This window comes from Paraburkholderia sp. GAS448, from assembly GCF_050435685.1.
GTDB lineage: Bacteria > Pseudomonadota > Gammaproteobacteria > Burkholderiales > Burkholderiaceae > Paraburkholderia.
In genome coordinates this window covers 1-14,379 of the sequence record NZ_JBNDKT010000079.1, presented here as the reverse complement: position 1 = coordinate 14,379, position 14,379 = coordinate 1, and the positions used below count along the sequence as shown (strand labels likewise).

Below are 14,379 nucleotides of genomic sequence, written 5' to 3'. Positions count from 1 at the left end.
GTTCGCGATGGCGTGGAATCCTTGTTCTCTTTGCCGTGGAATCACGATTCACTTTGCCCTGGAATGGCTGTTCTCTTTGCGTGGAATACGCACGCGGACCGGCAGGCCGAATTCAGGCGGGCATTCGGCAAGGACATTCGTGGCTCGACGCTCGATGAGCAGTTGCAGTTCGTCCATTACGAACTGACGCGGGGCCGGGAACAGGCGGCGGGCCGCGCACTGCGGGGGGCCGCGTCGGCAGGCGAAGCCGGTGCGATCGTGTCCGCAAAATACGAACGCCCGCTGAATGTCGAAAAGGAAATCGCCAAACGTTCCACAGCGGCGAGCGCGCTATACGGCTCGCTCGGGCCATCCGGCGCAGGCGTGCCCGCGATGGGGCCGATGCTAGCAGCAGGCAATCGCGCCACGTATGCCGGTGGCGCGACGGTGAACAGCCACAACAAAACCGAGACACACATCGGGCAGATCACCGTGGTCGCGACCGACCCGAAGGACGGCGCGAAGGTGGGGCAGGACCTGCGGGGCGATCTCGCGCAGCACGGGCTGATTGCCAACGCCTCGTACGGGATGACCTAGTGCACATCCTGGCGCCGCCTGTAAGGGCCGCTTACCCGGAGCGCTCACCCGTTCCGCGGCCTGCCTTGCTTAAATGCTCCATATGGTCGCTCGCCTTCGCGATGATTTCCAGTCGCGTTTCCCGCAACTGACGGTCGTATTCGTTGACCACACGCGTGAGATTCTCGACCAGCTCGGGCGGGATATGCCACTCGCCAGTCCGATCGGCCGTCAGCAGCACGAGGCCCAGTTCGTGCTCGACATCGTCCACAAACGACGGCTCCAGTGCGCCGTGACCCGCTGCGATGACAAAATTCGTGAACAATACCACCTGCCCCAGGCTGTTCACCAGAACCCTGTTCGCCTCGCCATTGCGCACGCGCTCCAGCATCGTTCGCGTGCGAAGCATGAGCCTTTCGGCATCCTCGCGCGGTATCGGCAGAAAGAGTGCTTTCTGGCGGCGGCCCTGTGCGCCCTTATGGTTGTGAATCTTGCGCTTGCTGGACTGGGGCATGTGTGTTTCTGCCAACGACGGTGGACAGCCATGGGCTCAATGGCGGCCGGATGGCGCAGGAGCCATGATGTGACGCCTGTCATTGTACCAGGCCGCCCAGTTGCTCTCGCCAGATCATGCAGATCACGGCGTCCCGTCTCTTCCCGGTAAGGTACACCGGCGCTTTGCCGTACCGCTGATCCCATGCCGTTGATTCCCTTCCCCGACGTGCCGCCAGTCGCAGGCGTGCCGAATCTGAACCGCCTGCCGCTGGCGGTCGGCGTGCTCACCGGCGTCACACAGGCGATCCAGGGCCTCGACTACTTCAACCTGCTGTCCGATGCGGTCCCGCAGTGGATCATCGCTGACGACGAGGGTCATGCGCTGGTTCAGCCCGACGCGGTCGTCGATTTGAGTTTTAAGGGCGAGCAGCGCGTCGCGACCTATCCGGTTGAACAGGGATCATTCGCCGCCTACAACAAGGTCGCGCAGCCGCAGGAACTGACGCTGCGCCTCTCGTGCGGGGGCCGCAACATGAGTCGCGACCTGTTCCTCGCCGAACTGCAATTTTTGTGGGCATCATTGACGTTGGTGAATGTGGTCACCCCCGATGCCACCTACCGCAGCTTCAATATCGACCGCCTCGACTACCAGCGCAAGAGTTCGTCAGGCCTCTCGCTGATCGTCGCAGAAATCCACGTCAGTGAGATCCGCACGAGTGCGCAGGCGGCGTATTCGAACACCGCGCAACCCTCGGGCAGCAATCCGCAGAGCCAGGGGTGGGTGTGCACGGCGGCGAATACGCCTAGCATGACGAACAATCTTACACCGCTGCAGACAGGCCTCACCGCCATCGAGACCGCCTACCAGAACACGGTGCAGTCGGTGACGGCGATCGTCAACGCGGTGACGGATGAGGCGACGCAGGTGATGTCGGGCGTGGCCGCCTCACTGGAAACAGCGGTGTCGGGACTCGTGACCTGAATTGCCGGGTCCGGTTGAATTGTCATGCTGACGATCCCGCTGGCGGCCGTGGCATCGCAGAGCCTTTCGGTAACTCTCGCGCAGCAAAGCTGCGGTTTGAACGTCTATCAGAAGAGCACCGGCCTGTATCTTGACCTGTTTGTTGCAGGCAACCCCGTCATGAGCGGTGTGCTGTGCCGCGACCTCGTGTATCTCGTGCGCGAGGCGTACCTCGGCTTTACCGGCGATCTCACCTTCATGGATACCGAGGGCGGCGACGATCCGCAGTACAGCGGACTCGGGGCGCGCTGGCTGCTGCTCTATATCACATCATCGTCCAGTCAGGCCAGCTCGTAACAGGCCAGGATGAACTTCGCAGTTCAACATGCTTTTGCGGCCAGCCAACCCACGAAGATCGCAATATCAACGAAGTGATCTACCGCCGGGCCTGCAGGCCGGTCATGCAAGCCGTCGGGAGGCATGTGTGGAGCGCGTAACGAAAATCAGGTTCAGCGTCGTCGCGCGAACGGCGTTGAAGCAGTCAGGACACTGGACCGGGGCCGGGAAAGCGGCGAGCTACGCGGTTCAGCGCCGGGCCGGAAAACGTTACCCGTTCAGAAAATGACATGCATGTCCGGTATGCATTTCCTATACTGAAGCCGGGCGGCCCGCGTCCTCGCATGCCGCCTGCATCGATGCCGACGCCTCTGGCTGAGTCTGGCAGCATCGGTGATCTCCGGCAGCGCAGCGTCTCAACAGAAGCTGCGCTTTTTTTGTTGAAGGGAATTGTCCCGAAGTGATCTGCCGGGCCAACCGCGAACGCATGGCTGGCAGGTGACGCATGACCTTCGCGAAGCGGCAGATCGACGTGCAGTTCGCGCTGGCCAAGACGACCTTCCCGGGCGGCACGACGATTCTCGATCTGACCGATCGCCGCGTGCAGGTGAGCCTGGTGAACAACGGCGGCGGCATGGCGATGCCGACCATGAGCCTGCGCATCTTCGGCATGACGCTCGCCGACATGGGGGCACTCGCCACGCGCGGCCTTACCGGGCTCGCGGTGAACGGCGACGAAGTGAGCATCACGGCCGGGAACGTGGGCACTGCGGCCGGCGGCCTGCTCAACCAGGTCTTTACCGGCACGGTCTACTCGGCGGTGACGGATTTCAGTAGCAGTCCCGAGGTGTCGTTCGTCGTGAACGCCACCAGCGGTTTCCTGCAGCGCATCCAGGCTGCGCCCGCCAATACCTATCCCGGCACGCAGGACGTGGCCAGCATCATCGGCGGACTCGCCGCGCAGGCCGGATTCAGTTTCGTGAATCACGGCGTCAGCGCGAAGATCTCGGGCCAGTACCTGGGCGGCACGCTGATGGACCAGATCGAGCGCGTCGCGCTCGCCACGCAGATTATCGTGCTGCTCGACCAGAACGTGCTACATATCTGGCCGAATGGCGGCGGCCCGGATGTCGAGCCTGTCGTGCTGACACCGGAGACAGGCATGGTCGGCTATCCGACCTTCACGCCGACCGGTATCGAGGTGAAGTGCGAATGGAATCCGGCGCTGCTGTTTGGCGCGAAGGTGGACGTGCAGTCGATGGTGCCGATGGCGTCCGGCCGGTGGCAGGTCCAGCGCACCAGTCATGAACTCTCGACGCTCACGCCCGACGGGGCGTGGTTCAGCGTGCTCAACCTCTGCCCGCCGGGGTTCCTGAGTGTCAACCCCAACTAGTCCGACGGCGCCAGCTGCGGCACCCGCCATCGCGAGCATCCGGCCGTGGTCGCTCGCCAGCGAATACGACCGTCACCGCAGCATCGTCGATCAGCTGCTCGCACGCGTGCGCACCGCGTATCTCGCGAAGGTGGTGGCGGTGAGCCAGGACGGCACCATTGATGGCTCGGGCACGCTCGACGTGCAGCCGCTGGTGGGCCAGCTCGACGGCGCGGGCAACGTGATCGCGCATGGCGTGATTCACGACATCCCGTACCTGCGTCTGGCGGGTGGCGCGAATGCGGTGATCCTCGATCCGCAGTCGGGCGATATCGGCCTCGTGGCGGTATGTGACCGCGACAGCTCCTCGGCGCGTGCGAACCGCGCACCGTCCGCGCCGGGCAGCCTGCGCAAATACGACATGTCCGATTCGGTCTATGTGCTGACGGTGCTGTCCGGGGTGCCGCAGCAGTACGTCGCGTTCTCGCCTGACGGCATCGACATCGTGTCGCCGTCGCGCATCCGCCTTGCCGCGCCGTCCATCGTGCTGCAGGCGGACAGCGAGATCGGCCTGACGGCGGGCACGCAGGTGGTGAACGCCGCGCCGGCGATCGAACTGGACGGCGCGATCTCGCAGGGCGAAGGGCCGAACGGCGGCGAGGCGCTCATGGCCGGGCCGCTGACCGTGCAGCAGGACGTGACGGCCGCCGGCACCAGCGTGCATGGGCACGCACACCGTGACCCGCAGGGCGGTATCACGAGCCCACCGATCTGATAACCATGCCATGAAAACCCTGCTGCTCGACCGCTCGGTATGGGATCTGGTGCTCGACGCAAACGGCAACTGGGCATGCGCCACCGAACCGTACCAGATCGCCCAGGACGTGGCGAGCGCGATCCGCACGTTTCGCGGCGAGTGCTTTTACGACACCACGCTCGGCCTGCCGTACTGGTCGAACATCCTGGGCCAGTTGCCGCCTGCCTCGTTCATCCAGTCGGAGATCGTGCGGGCCGCCTTCACGGTGCCGGCCGTCACCGCCGCGAGCGTGACGAGCCTCTCGCTCGATAACCGGCAACTGTCCGGCCAGGTCGATGTAACCGGCACGGACGGTACCACGCAGACGGTGGCGTTCTGAGCGCAGTACCTTCATGCAGACCAACGTCCCGCCGATCGATTTCACCGATCATGGGGTGGTACTGCCTGAAGAATCGGCGATCCTCGCGGGTGTGCTGGCCGATATCAACGCGGCGTTCGGCGGCGGCGTCAATCCGGGCCTGACCACCCCGCAGGGGCAGCTCGCGCAGTCGCTCACCGCGATCATCGGCGACAAGAACAACGACATCCTCGAAGTCGCGAATCAGGTCGATCCGGACTTCGCCTCCGGGCGCTGGCAGGACGCGATCGGCCGCATCTACTTCCTGAACCGCATCGCGGCCTCGGGTACGGTAGTGACCGCCACCTGTAGCGGCCTCGTGGGCGCGCCGATTCCAGCGGGCTCGGTGGCGCAGGACGTGAACGGCTATCTGTACAGCTCGACCCTGACCGCGACCATTGCCGCCTCGGGTCGCGTCGATATCCCGTTCCAGTGCCAGACGACGGGACCCATCGCCTGTCCGATCGGCGCGCTCTCGCGTATCTACATCGCCGTGCAGGGCTGGGACCGCATCACCAACGCCACCGCCGGCACGCCCGGCCAGAACGTCGAGACGCGCGCGCAGTTCGAGGCCCGCCGCAGGCTGTCGGTCGCCATCAACGCGGTCAACAGCGTGCAGTCGGTCTACGCGGCGGTGCTCGCGGTCGCCAACGTGCTCGACGCCTTCGTGCTCGACAACCCCGACGGCGCGGTGGTGCTGTATGGCGCGACGGACTATCCGCTGCTGCCGCATTCGCTGTTCGTCTCGGCCATCGGTGGCAACGCGGCCGATATCGCGCAGGCGATCTGGAGCAAGAAGGCCCCAGGCTGCGACTACAACGGCCACACGTCCTTTGTGGTTTATGACACCAGCTACGCGCAGCCGCAGCCCGCCTACGTGGTCCGGTGGGTCACGCCCGACCCGGTGCAGTGCTACTTCGCGGTGCAGATCGAGGCGAACAGCCAGTTGCCCGCCGATATCACCGCACGCATCCGGCAGGCGATCCTCGCGGCATTCAATGGCGAGGACGGAGGCCCGAAGGCGCGAATCGGCTCGACCACCTACGCCGGGCGCTACTACGCGGTGGTGAGTGCCACCGGCGAAAGCGTGAACGTGCTGTCGATCCTGCTGGGCACCGATGCGATGGCGATCGACCAAACGTCCCTGTCGTTCGGCATCGACCAGTATCCGACGCTCGACGCGTCCGACATTCTCGTGACCCAGGTGACGCCGTGAAAGACTGGCGGCAGACGCTGCTGTCGCAGTACGCGAACGGCCCGACGCTCACCGCGATCCTCGCGTGCCTCGATCAGGATCTCGAAGCGTCGGGCGACCTCGCGCGCTTCTACGACACGATCTGGAATGTGCTCACCGCGACCGGCTACGGCCTCGACGTATGGGGAAAAATCGTCAACGTCTCGCGCCAGGTCAACGTCGTGCTGCCGCCCGCGTGTTGCGGGTTTCAGGAAGCGTGGAACGCCGCCGATCCGCTGGCCGGCGTGCTGCCGTTCGACGTGGGGGTGTTCAACAGCGGGGCGCCGCCGGTCGCGCGTAACGTCACGCTCGATAACGATACGTACCGCACGCTGGTCATGACCAAGGCGATGGTGAACATCACCGACTGCACGGCGCCTTCGCTCAATGCGCTGCTCGCGTACCTGTTCGCCGGCCGGGGCCGCTGCTATGCGCTCGACACCGGGCAGATGACGATGCAGTACGTCTTCGAGTTTGACCTGACCGTCACCGAGACCGCAATCCTCACGCAGTCGGGCGTGCTGCCGCGTCCGACCGGCGTGCTCGCGAATATCGTCGAGGCGACGCCGGGCGCGTTCTTCGGCTTCTCCGAGGCCGGCCCCGGTCCTGACAGCCCGCACTTCTACGCGCCGTTCGACCAGGGCGTGTTCTATCGCGGGGCCATCCATGCAGGCTGACCAGACCCCCACGCTCACGCCAATCGCGTTCGCGCAGAACGGGCTGCGCAATGCGATTCCCGAGAACTCGCGGACGGGCAGCGTGCCCGGTGCGGCGTCGCTGAACGACGGCTTCCCGCCCGCGACCATGCTGCCGCCCACCCAGGGTGGCGTGCCGCCTGCGGGGCGCGACATGAACGGTGTGCTGTTCCTGCTCGCGCAGACGGTTCGCTGGGCGCAGGCGGGAGGATCGTTTGTCTACGACGCGGGCTTTGCGGACGATCCGAACGTCGGCGGCTATCCCAGGGGCGCGGTGCTGCTGCGCGCGGACCTGTCGGGCTTCTGGTTCAGTCTCGCCGACAACAACACGACCAACCCCGACGCGACCGATGCGAATGACCCCAATGCGGCGAGAAACTGGATACCGCTGAATGCCGACTGGAACGCGGTCAGTGGCCCGGGCCTGATCCTGAACCGTCCGGATCTCGCCGCAGTGGCGACCAGCGGTGACTACAACGATCTCGCCAACCAGCCGGCCGGGTTTGTGCCCGCGGGAAGCCTGCTCGCGTACGCAGGCGCAAGCGTGCCGGACAGCTTTCTGCTCGCCAACGGCGCGGCGGTCTCGCGTAGCGCGTATGCGGCTCTCTTCGCGGCAATCGGTACGATCTATGGGGCAGGCAATGGCGCGACCACGTTCAACCTGCCTGACACACGCGGCATCTATCTGCGTGGGCTCGATAACGGCCGCGGACTGGACCCCGGCCGCACGCTGGGCTCGTATCAGGCCGACAGCTTCGGGTCGCACGTGCACGGCGTCAATGATCCCCAGCACGCACACGGTGTCGCCGATCCGTCTCACATGCACGGGGTCAATGATCCTCAACACGTCCATGGATGGTCTGACGGATCCGCCCAGGTTTATGCCTATTCCGGCGGCGGCGCAGGCCTGACAAACGGCAATACTGTCAATAGGGGGACAACCATGTTGCCCGCCGCGACCGGCATCAGCATTGCTGCCAGCGCACCGGTATCGGCATTTATGGCAGCGCGACCGGTATCACGATTCAGGCATCGGGTGGTGCCGAGACGCGCGGCAGGAACCTCGCCGTGAACTTCATCATCCGGTACTGACGCCATGACCCGAACCACGACCGCTTACCAGTGCAGCGCGGAGGGCGTCTTTACCGGCGAGACCCTCGTGCAGGAAGATGTTTTTGCTCCTGGCACGTTCCTGCTGCCGGCCGGCTGCACGCTGCAACCGCCGCCCGCATTCGACGCCGCGATGCAGGTGCCCGTCTTCGCCCATGGCGGCTGGCGGGTTGAAACGTTGCCGCCGCTGCTGGAGCCTGAACCGGTGACATCGATCGAACTCGCGACCGAAGCCAACCGGCCCGAAGCCGGCCCCAACCAGATCGCGGTCATCGTGGACGGGCAATGGCAACTCCTGACCGACTGGCGCGGCACCACGTACTGGCTCGATGACGGGACGAAACACACGATCGTCGCGCTCGGCGAGACGTTGCCGGCCGACGCGTTGTTATCGCCCACAGCGCCGCCCGCCCCGGCACCGCCAACGCTTGATGAAGCGAAAGCGGACCGGATTGCCATGTTGCGTGCAGGCTATGCAACTGCGCTCCGCCAGCCAGTCCGTTTCACGACGCAGGCCGGCATGACCGATGCCTTCGCGACGGACACGGGTAGCGTTGCGAACCTTGACGCCGTGCTGGCGGCCTGCGCAAAGACGCAGGACTTTCCATCCGGCCTGTGGCTGAATGCATCCGGCCTGCCGGTTACGCCGTTCAGCTACGCCGATCTGCAAGGCCTCGTCCAGGCGATCGCGAATCACCCCGCTCCGGACTATCAGGACCTGCTTCTGAAAATCCGCGACGTGATGGCGGCAACGACGATCGGCGCGGTGCAGGCCGTCACCTGGTGAGCAGCGGGAGAAACGCACGATGGATTCCACGCAGAAGCCCGGGCCGATGCCGGTGCCCTTCGCGCTGAACCGGCAGAAGACGGCCATCCCGCAGGCCTCGCAGGTGAGCGTCACGCGCGGCGCGGCCTCGTTCAACGACGGGTTCCCGCCGCTGACGATGACCGATCCGCTGGCCGGCGGCATTCCACCGTTCGGCACGGATATGAACGGCATCCTGTTCCTGCTCTCGCTGGCGATCCGCTGGGTGCAGGCGGGCGGCTCGTTCTGCTATGACGCGGGCTTTGCGAACGATCCGGCTGTCGGTGGCTATCCCAGGGGCGCGGTGCTGCTGCGCGCGGACCTGTCGGGCTTCTGGTTCAACCTCGCGGACAACAACACCACGGACCCGGACGCGACCGATGGCAGTGCGACCGGATGGATGTCGCTCAACCCGGACTGGAACGCGAACACCGGCCCCACGCAGATTCTCAACAGGCCGGTGATTCCCGCTGCGCAGGTCAACGCAGACTGGGATGCGGCGTCCGGTCCCGCAGAGATCCTGAACAAGCCCGCGATCCCGGCGTCTTACACACTGCCTGCCGCGACGACCACCACCCTGGGCGGCATCATCGCAGGTGCCGGCACGACGGTTGCGGCGGACGGTACGCTCAGCGCGCCGGGACTCCTGCAGACGGTCTGCTCACAGCACCCGGACAGCAAGGGCAACTGCATCGTCCAGGCGCAGAATGCGGCAGTGATTACCGGCCAGCAGGTCTCGCTCATCAACCAGGGCGGCGCCACCTCCGGCTCCATCCTGCTGAAGTCTCTGGCGAGCGGCACAGGCGTTGCACTGACTGACCACTCGAACAACATCGAAATCGACGTTGCACTGTCCGCCGATGCGGGAAACGTCCTCACCGTGGGTTCGGACCATGGCCTGTTTGTCCCTGCGACCGGACCGGTACCCGCCGCTGATGTGGTGAACTATCTGCGCGCTAACGGCCAGACGATAATCAGGAGCGTCGCCTGGGGCATGGGCAGCCCCGCGATCACGAAGGGTCCGGGAAAAGTCGCCCTCGGCGCTTCGGTAACGGTGGGAACTGAGCCGTTCACCCTGCTGACCATCGCGGCGGGAACGTACGACATTGAAGTGGAGCAGAACTGGCAATGGTTGAGCGGAGTGACGGCAGGTAACGCGGCCGGGTCCCACATCAACCTGATGAAGTTCACGCTGGGTGCCGACTTGACGACGGTCCAGTCCATTACTTCAATGAAGGTATTCCAGAGTCTTTACGCCAATGCCAATACGGTGCAGCAGGTCGCGCAGCGGTCGGTGTTTCACGACGTTGTCATTGTCGCCGACCCGCTGGTCCAGTACGGAATGGTGGCCTATTTCGTCAATGGACAGACAAGCCAGTCTGCGTCGCTGTCCTATTACGCCACCAGCGTTAACCCGTCCGATGGAACCGTCGCGGTTTCGGCAACCAGTGGCGGATTGACGGTCCGCTTCACGCCAAAACATTAGGGACGGTCGTGAAAGCTTTTCGCGTCATCGCTATCGTGCTGGCGTTTAACTCGCTCGCCGCCTGCACACTGATCTATGTCGAAGGTAATTCGAACAGCATCAGCGATACAGGCGGGCACGACGCCAAGATTGCGCTACCCACAGGCAGGTAGACCCTGCTGACATCTCACGGCTCTACTGGCTTTACGACGCCAGCGTTGCAACCCGCCATCGTGAACGCCGGCGTCCTGATCACCGCATCGGACCATTCGGTGAAGCCGGGCATCCTCTGTGCCGCCGCAGCTACCTCGTAGGGCAGATGCATCGCAACCGCGCCCCAAGACCATCAACAGTTAGCCCGTATAGCGGGAATACCATCTTGAATATTTTCCAGAACCGAAACGAGCCAAAAAAAGCATTATTAACCATATTTGACAAAATTAACCATATTTGACACATATTTCGGACGAGTCTCATTGACGTTTTCCATATTGTTCCGTAATTTCCCATTTTCTGCCTACACGCGCACGCACCGTAACGACGCACACCTCAACAGAATTTCAGGCCGCCCTTGATAGTCTTTTCAGAATTCTTCCGTACTGGATGGGGTAAACCTAGATTTAATTGCCCCATCGGAACTACGATAAGAAGCATCCAGAGTCCTCAATAATGAAGCATGAAGACGTTCAAGCTTTTTTAGACGCTCGGCTGGGAATAAGCAATCCGCGCTGGAGCATGTGGGAAGACAGCAACGCCCTTCACTTTTTTGATGGACGGGGAACCCCGTGCCTCGTTGTAGTCTTGGATAGACGACAGGCTACTCAAGTAAAAGCGCTATCCGATGCACCCGGAATTGTCATGGTGATTCTAAATATTTCGGGCGAACATTTTCCTGTCTATCTTTATGGTCGAAAAACAGGACAGCATATGTGGGATGGAATAACTTTTGCTCGTCGAGATGATGAAAAAGCAGTAATCCACCACCTCAATTCAGACAATATTGTCAGTTTCTTTCGAAAACTTACTAAGTGATTTCGGTAGATCCGCTGATCTTACTAACCTGGCACTTTCATGAATGCTGCCGGAGGGCGCAGATCAAATCCCGTGGCACTAAACAAAGCCGAGGAACTGACATTGCAGCAGCTTTCGGTATTAACCATCTCTTCAGGTCAGCACGGACGGTTGATTCACTGGGCACAAGGCACGGCGCTTCTATTCGTCGCCGTATAGTACACAACCCCGTGTGATCGAAATCGTCCGGAAGCCTCTCGAGTGCCACTGGAGCCGCTTTGTTACTGGGACGACGGATCACCAGCGATGCCGAGTTTGCCAACTCAGAAGACGGATACAGGACAGGGATTTCGAGTCAACTTTTCCTCAGCACACTAATGATCTGGCTAAAACATTTACTACGCTAAGCGACCGCAAAGGAATTGTGAAATGTTTCCAATCGATTCTCAATTGGGCACATCTAGCCCGTTCTGGACGTTCTCGGCACTCAACAGTGTGCTGACACTTTACGAAAAGGATGGGGGCAGAAAAATTAATATTCGGCTTGAAGCAGGTCAGGCAAACCGGGTATGTGGAATTAGTCCTAAAGCAACGATCGCAGTCATAGCGACACGGATAGGCAGTCGACCGGTGCAACTGCATCTTGTTGGGAAAAAATTGACATCGCAGAGTGGGCAGGGGTTGCTGCAGTTCTGTCGAATTCTGAATCAGTGGCGCATAATCTTTCCGATACGAAGGTTTTCTCTGGTGAAATCGTTTCAGGGGTAAATTCGGTTGTTGTCGTGATAAATCGCGGCGGACTTATTCAGCGATTTAACGAACTGGCACAGAAGTACACCGGATACAAGGAGGAGGATGTTATCGGGCAAAATGCTCACGACTTGTTTAATGTCGCCTCGGGAAGCTCGTGAATCACGTGAGAACATCGCTGGTTTTTTTAGCGCAGGAAGGGCGCATAACGTTGAGCGACTTATCAATACGGTTGAGGGTCCTCGTGTTTTTTTGTTCAAAAATAGCCTGGTATCACATGCCACCGGGGCTGAGGATCAGTTTCTCGTCTGCTCCGGTGTCGAAGTTCCGAGCGATACAGCCAATCGCGATACAGAAGACGATCGAGTTGGAGAGGACTTTGAGAATCAGATCCTGAAAATAATGGATAGAGTCATGAATTGGGAAGCTCTGGTTAACGGCGTAAGGACACTTCTCAATTGTTACGAGCAGGGCGACATGGATCTGAAGGCTGTCGCCCACGCGAGGCGAATTGCCTCTCAAGCATTGACGGACGCGTGCGTTCTTCATGAAGAGCTTGACGCCATGCTACTCAGTAAGGAAGTTAGTGGCGGCAAATGAAATAAATATCGGTATTCCGATTCTCCGCAGTCTCGATATTTGCCGGCTCAGCGAGACCGTTTGGTTGCCGTTGCTCGGGCAAACATAAGATTTTCGGCGAATTGCTGCACTCGCTCTCGTTCATCATCGCGCAGCTCCAGCAGCCAGTCCGGTGCTGGCAGTCCCCCACGCACAGGGCCGACGCCCATCGCTAACCATACAGGATTCACGCCGTATAGCAGCGCAAAGGCGACGGATAAAGTCGAGCCGGCCCCCTCCTTTTCCAGCCCGGCCAGGGTACTTTGCGTTATGCCAACGCGTGCTGCTGCCTGCTTTTGAGAAAGATCTGCGGCTCTGCGTGCCGCTAGCAGCCGCATACCAAAAGCGGATCTGCGGTCATCGTCTTCTTTCCGGGTTTCCATCGAAGAACACTAGCGCGTGAGCGCCTCAAAAATATCGGTTAACCGATTGACGTTGATATCGGTCAACCGGTATTCTACGCGGATGAGCTTGGCTAGGTTTTTTGCAACCTTGCGAATCGTCCGGCCGTTGGTTTTACTCGTTCCAGCGGCCTCACGCGGAGCATCACGTCAACCCCGAATGCAGATCTTGGGCTCAAGCTTATAACAGCAGCCTGAAAGGACGCCCACGCTATGGCGAGATGATATAGCGCGACGCCGGCACACGACAGAGGCGCCCGATACTACTACGCAACGAGCCGTCAACACATAGGAGTGCTGTATGAGCTGTCCCATTCCGAATGCGGAAACTGAATCGGGGAACATTGAATGCCTGGCTGATCTGCTTGGCAAATTTATCGAGGGCGTGCGCGTGGCCCATCGAATGCACTACGAGCATATCGTGTCGCTGGTTGCCCTGGTTGAGTCGCTAGGCAGCGAGAACATCACCGAACCCGAGCGCGATGCGCTTTTTGCCCGCATGGAAGAAGCGGCAGTGCACCTGGAATTGAACGAGCATATCAACGTCGGTGCGTTTCGTTGTATCCGCAACCGGTTGCTACGTCATCTTGCCGGGGCACCCGGGCAGGATGCCGACAGCGGGTCGCTGTACCACGCCTGCCGTATCGCGCCGTCGACCGACTCCCGGCATTGATGCGTGATTAAAATCGTTTCATTTATTTGAAGACATAAAATAGGAATCCTTATGAATGAAGAATCGCGTCTGCCCGTCACTGCTGAAGATCTGAGCACGCAGAACATCCGGTTCGCGAAGCAAAACGTGCTGCTGGAGGGCGTCAGGCGTGCCGCGCTCACGTCGGCGCACCGTCAGGTTGCCATGCTTGCGCGCATCAGCGCGATGGCGCGTGCGACTGCCCGGCCAGGAGTGTCCGAGGCGGACCGGGCCGCGATCGCCGCCGGCCTGCGCGAGGCATGCGAACAGGTGGAACGGGAGGCGCGCACAAACCTGGCGTCGCTGAAGTTCACGACGCCTCCGGACGCCGACGTTGGTCCGGTGTGGGACGCCCTTTCTGCGTGGGCTCTCGACGGTAACGCCAGCTCCGGCCTGATTGCCGCAAAGGTGATCAGCCTGCGGGTATCCAGTTGAAAATCAAGTTCCTGCGCCGTTGCTACCCGACTCGCCCTGCTGATGCAGGCCGTGATCGGCTTCGAAATGAATGCGCAGGCCGATGTCGAAGCCTTCCAGCGCGTGCACAGCGACGTGCTGCGATGCCTGCTCGACAGGCATCCGTCCCCCGTCGGGCGAAATCCGGAAGAGCAGGGCCATCGCACGAAACGTTACGAATGTTAAAAACTGCTTGTGAGGGTTGTAAACAAAGGCGGAAGCGCGTTAACTGGCATCTTTTTGCGAGGCGAAACGATGCACGACGATGTTCTG

At 61.5% G+C, this 14,379-nt stretch carries 20 protein-coding genes; 17 read left to right on the top strand and 3 right to left on the bottom strand.

Going from position 1 to position 14,379, the window contains the following annotated elements; translation table 11 throughout:
* Positions 1-576 (top strand): phage tail tip lysozyme (locus tag P3T23_RS45880; protein WP_429322640.1); only part of this gene is annotated, 576 nt, incomplete at its 5' end.
* Positions 577-607: 31 nt separating this feature from the next.
* On the opposite strand, the gene P3T23_RS45875 is transcribed toward P3T23_RS45880, so the two are convergent.
* Entirely contained in the window at positions 608-1,069 is a 462-nt protein-coding gene (locus P3T23_RS45875) for a hypothetical protein (RefSeq protein WP_429322639.1), read from the bottom strand.
* Positions 1,070-1,252: 183 nt separating this feature from the next.
* On the opposite strand from P3T23_RS45875, the gene P3T23_RS45870 reads away from it, so the two are divergent.
* From P3T23_RS45870 to P3T23_RS45805, 14 genes are all read left to right on the top strand, one after another.
* The gene (locus P3T23_RS45870) at positions 1,253-2,032 is read left to right on the top strand and encodes a phage baseplate protein (RefSeq protein ID WP_429322638.1); all 780 of its coding nucleotides are present in this window, start codon (positions 1,253-1,255) and stop codon (positions 2,030-2,032) included.
* 24 nt (positions 2,033-2,056) lie between these two features.
* Positions 2,057-2,368, top strand: a complete 312-nt coding sequence (locus P3T23_RS45865; RefSeq protein ID WP_429322637.1) for a phage baseplate plug family protein — start codon at positions 2,057-2,059, stop codon at positions 2,366-2,368.
* Positions 2,369-2,852: 484 nt separating this feature from the next.
* Complete coding sequence (locus P3T23_RS45860; protein WP_429322636.1) at positions 2,853-3,740, top strand: baseplate hub protein; 888 nt, start codon at positions 2,853-2,855, stop codon at positions 3,738-3,740.
* Positions 3,724-4,494 carry an oxidoreductase gene (locus tag P3T23_RS45855; protein ID WP_429322635.1) on the top strand — a complete coding sequence of 257 codons (771 nt, stop codon included), beginning with the start codon at positions 3,724-3,726 and terminating at the stop codon, positions 4,492-4,494. Before P3T23_RS45860 ends, P3T23_RS45855 begins: the two co-directional genes overlap by 17 nt.
* A gap of 10 nt (positions 4,495-4,504) precedes the next feature.
* Entirely contained in the window at positions 4,505-4,855 is a 351-nt protein-coding gene (locus tag P3T23_RS45850; RefSeq protein WP_429322634.1) for a hypothetical protein, read from the top strand.
* A 13-nt stretch (positions 4,856-4,868) separates the two neighbouring features.
* Entirely contained in the window at positions 4,869-6,089 is a 1,221-nt protein-coding gene (locus tag P3T23_RS45845; protein ID WP_429322633.1) for a baseplate J/gp47 family protein, read from the top strand.
* Positions 6,086-6,784: a DUF2612 domain-containing protein gene (locus P3T23_RS45840; RefSeq protein ID WP_429322632.1), complete on the top strand. Its 699-nt coding sequence runs from the start codon at positions 6,086-6,088 to the stop codon at positions 6,782-6,784. The genes P3T23_RS45845 and P3T23_RS45840 overlap by 4 nt, the downstream gene beginning before the upstream one ends.
* Complete coding sequence (locus P3T23_RS45835; protein WP_429322631.1) at positions 6,774-7,874, top strand: phage tail protein; 1,101 nt, start codon at positions 6,774-6,776, stop codon at positions 7,872-7,874. The genes P3T23_RS45840 and P3T23_RS45835 overlap by 11 nt, the downstream gene beginning before the upstream one ends.
* Positions 7,875-7,898: 24 nt before the next feature.
* Positions 7,899-8,699 (top strand): hypothetical protein, encoded by an 801-nt coding sequence (locus tag P3T23_RS45830; RefSeq protein WP_429322630.1) that lies wholly within the window; start codon positions 7,899-7,901, stop codon positions 8,697-8,699.
* A gap of 19 nt (positions 8,700-8,718) precedes the next feature.
* On the top strand, positions 8,719-10,203 hold the full coding sequence (locus tag P3T23_RS45825; protein ID WP_429322629.1) for a hypothetical protein: 1,485 nt from the start codon (positions 8,719-8,721) through the stop codon (positions 10,201-10,203).
* 8 nt (positions 10,204-10,211) lie between these two features.
* Entirely contained in the window at positions 10,212-10,355 is a 144-nt protein-coding gene (locus tag P3T23_RS45820; protein ID WP_429322628.1) for a hypothetical protein, read from the top strand.
* Positions 10,356-10,851: 496 nt separating this feature from the next.
* Positions 10,852-11,214, top strand: coding sequence for a hypothetical protein (locus tag P3T23_RS45815; RefSeq protein WP_429322627.1), 363 nt, complete (start codon positions 10,852-10,854; stop codon positions 11,212-11,214).
* 689 nt (positions 11,215-11,903) lie between these two features.
* Positions 11,904-12,104, top strand: coding sequence for a PAS domain-containing protein (locus P3T23_RS45810; protein ID WP_429322626.1), 201 nt, complete (start codon positions 11,904-11,906; stop codon positions 12,102-12,104).
* Complete coding sequence (locus tag P3T23_RS45805) at positions 12,049-12,543, top strand: hypothetical protein (protein ID WP_429322641.1); 495 nt, start codon at positions 12,049-12,051, stop codon at positions 12,541-12,543. Before P3T23_RS45810 ends, P3T23_RS45805 begins: the two co-directional genes overlap by 56 nt.
* A gap of 47 nt (positions 12,544-12,590) precedes the next feature.
* Here the strand turns inward: P3T23_RS45805 and P3T23_RS45800 are convergent, their stop codons facing one another.
* The gene (locus P3T23_RS45800) at positions 12,591-12,944 is read right to left on the bottom strand and encodes a helix-turn-helix domain-containing protein (protein WP_429322625.1); all 354 of its coding nucleotides are present in this window, start codon (positions 12,942-12,944) and stop codon (positions 12,591-12,593) included.
* Positions 12,945-13,263: 319 nt separating this feature from the next.
* Between P3T23_RS45800 and P3T23_RS45795 the strand changes: the two genes are divergently transcribed.
* Positions 13,264-13,635: a hypothetical protein gene (locus tag P3T23_RS45795; RefSeq protein ID WP_429322624.1), complete on the top strand. Its 372-nt coding sequence runs from the start codon at positions 13,264-13,266 to the stop codon at positions 13,633-13,635.
* Between the two features lie 51 nt (positions 13,636-13,686).
* Complete coding sequence (locus P3T23_RS45790) at positions 13,687-14,088, top strand: hypothetical protein (RefSeq protein WP_429322623.1); 402 nt, start codon at positions 13,687-13,689, stop codon at positions 14,086-14,088.
* 3 nt (positions 14,089-14,091) lie between these two features.
* Here the strand turns inward: P3T23_RS45790 and P3T23_RS45785 are convergent, their stop codons facing one another.
* On the bottom strand, positions 14,092-14,268 hold the full coding sequence (locus P3T23_RS45785; RefSeq protein WP_429322622.1) for a hypothetical protein: 177 nt from the start codon (positions 14,266-14,268) through the stop codon (positions 14,092-14,094).
* Positions 14,269-14,379 lie beyond the last annotated feature (111 nt).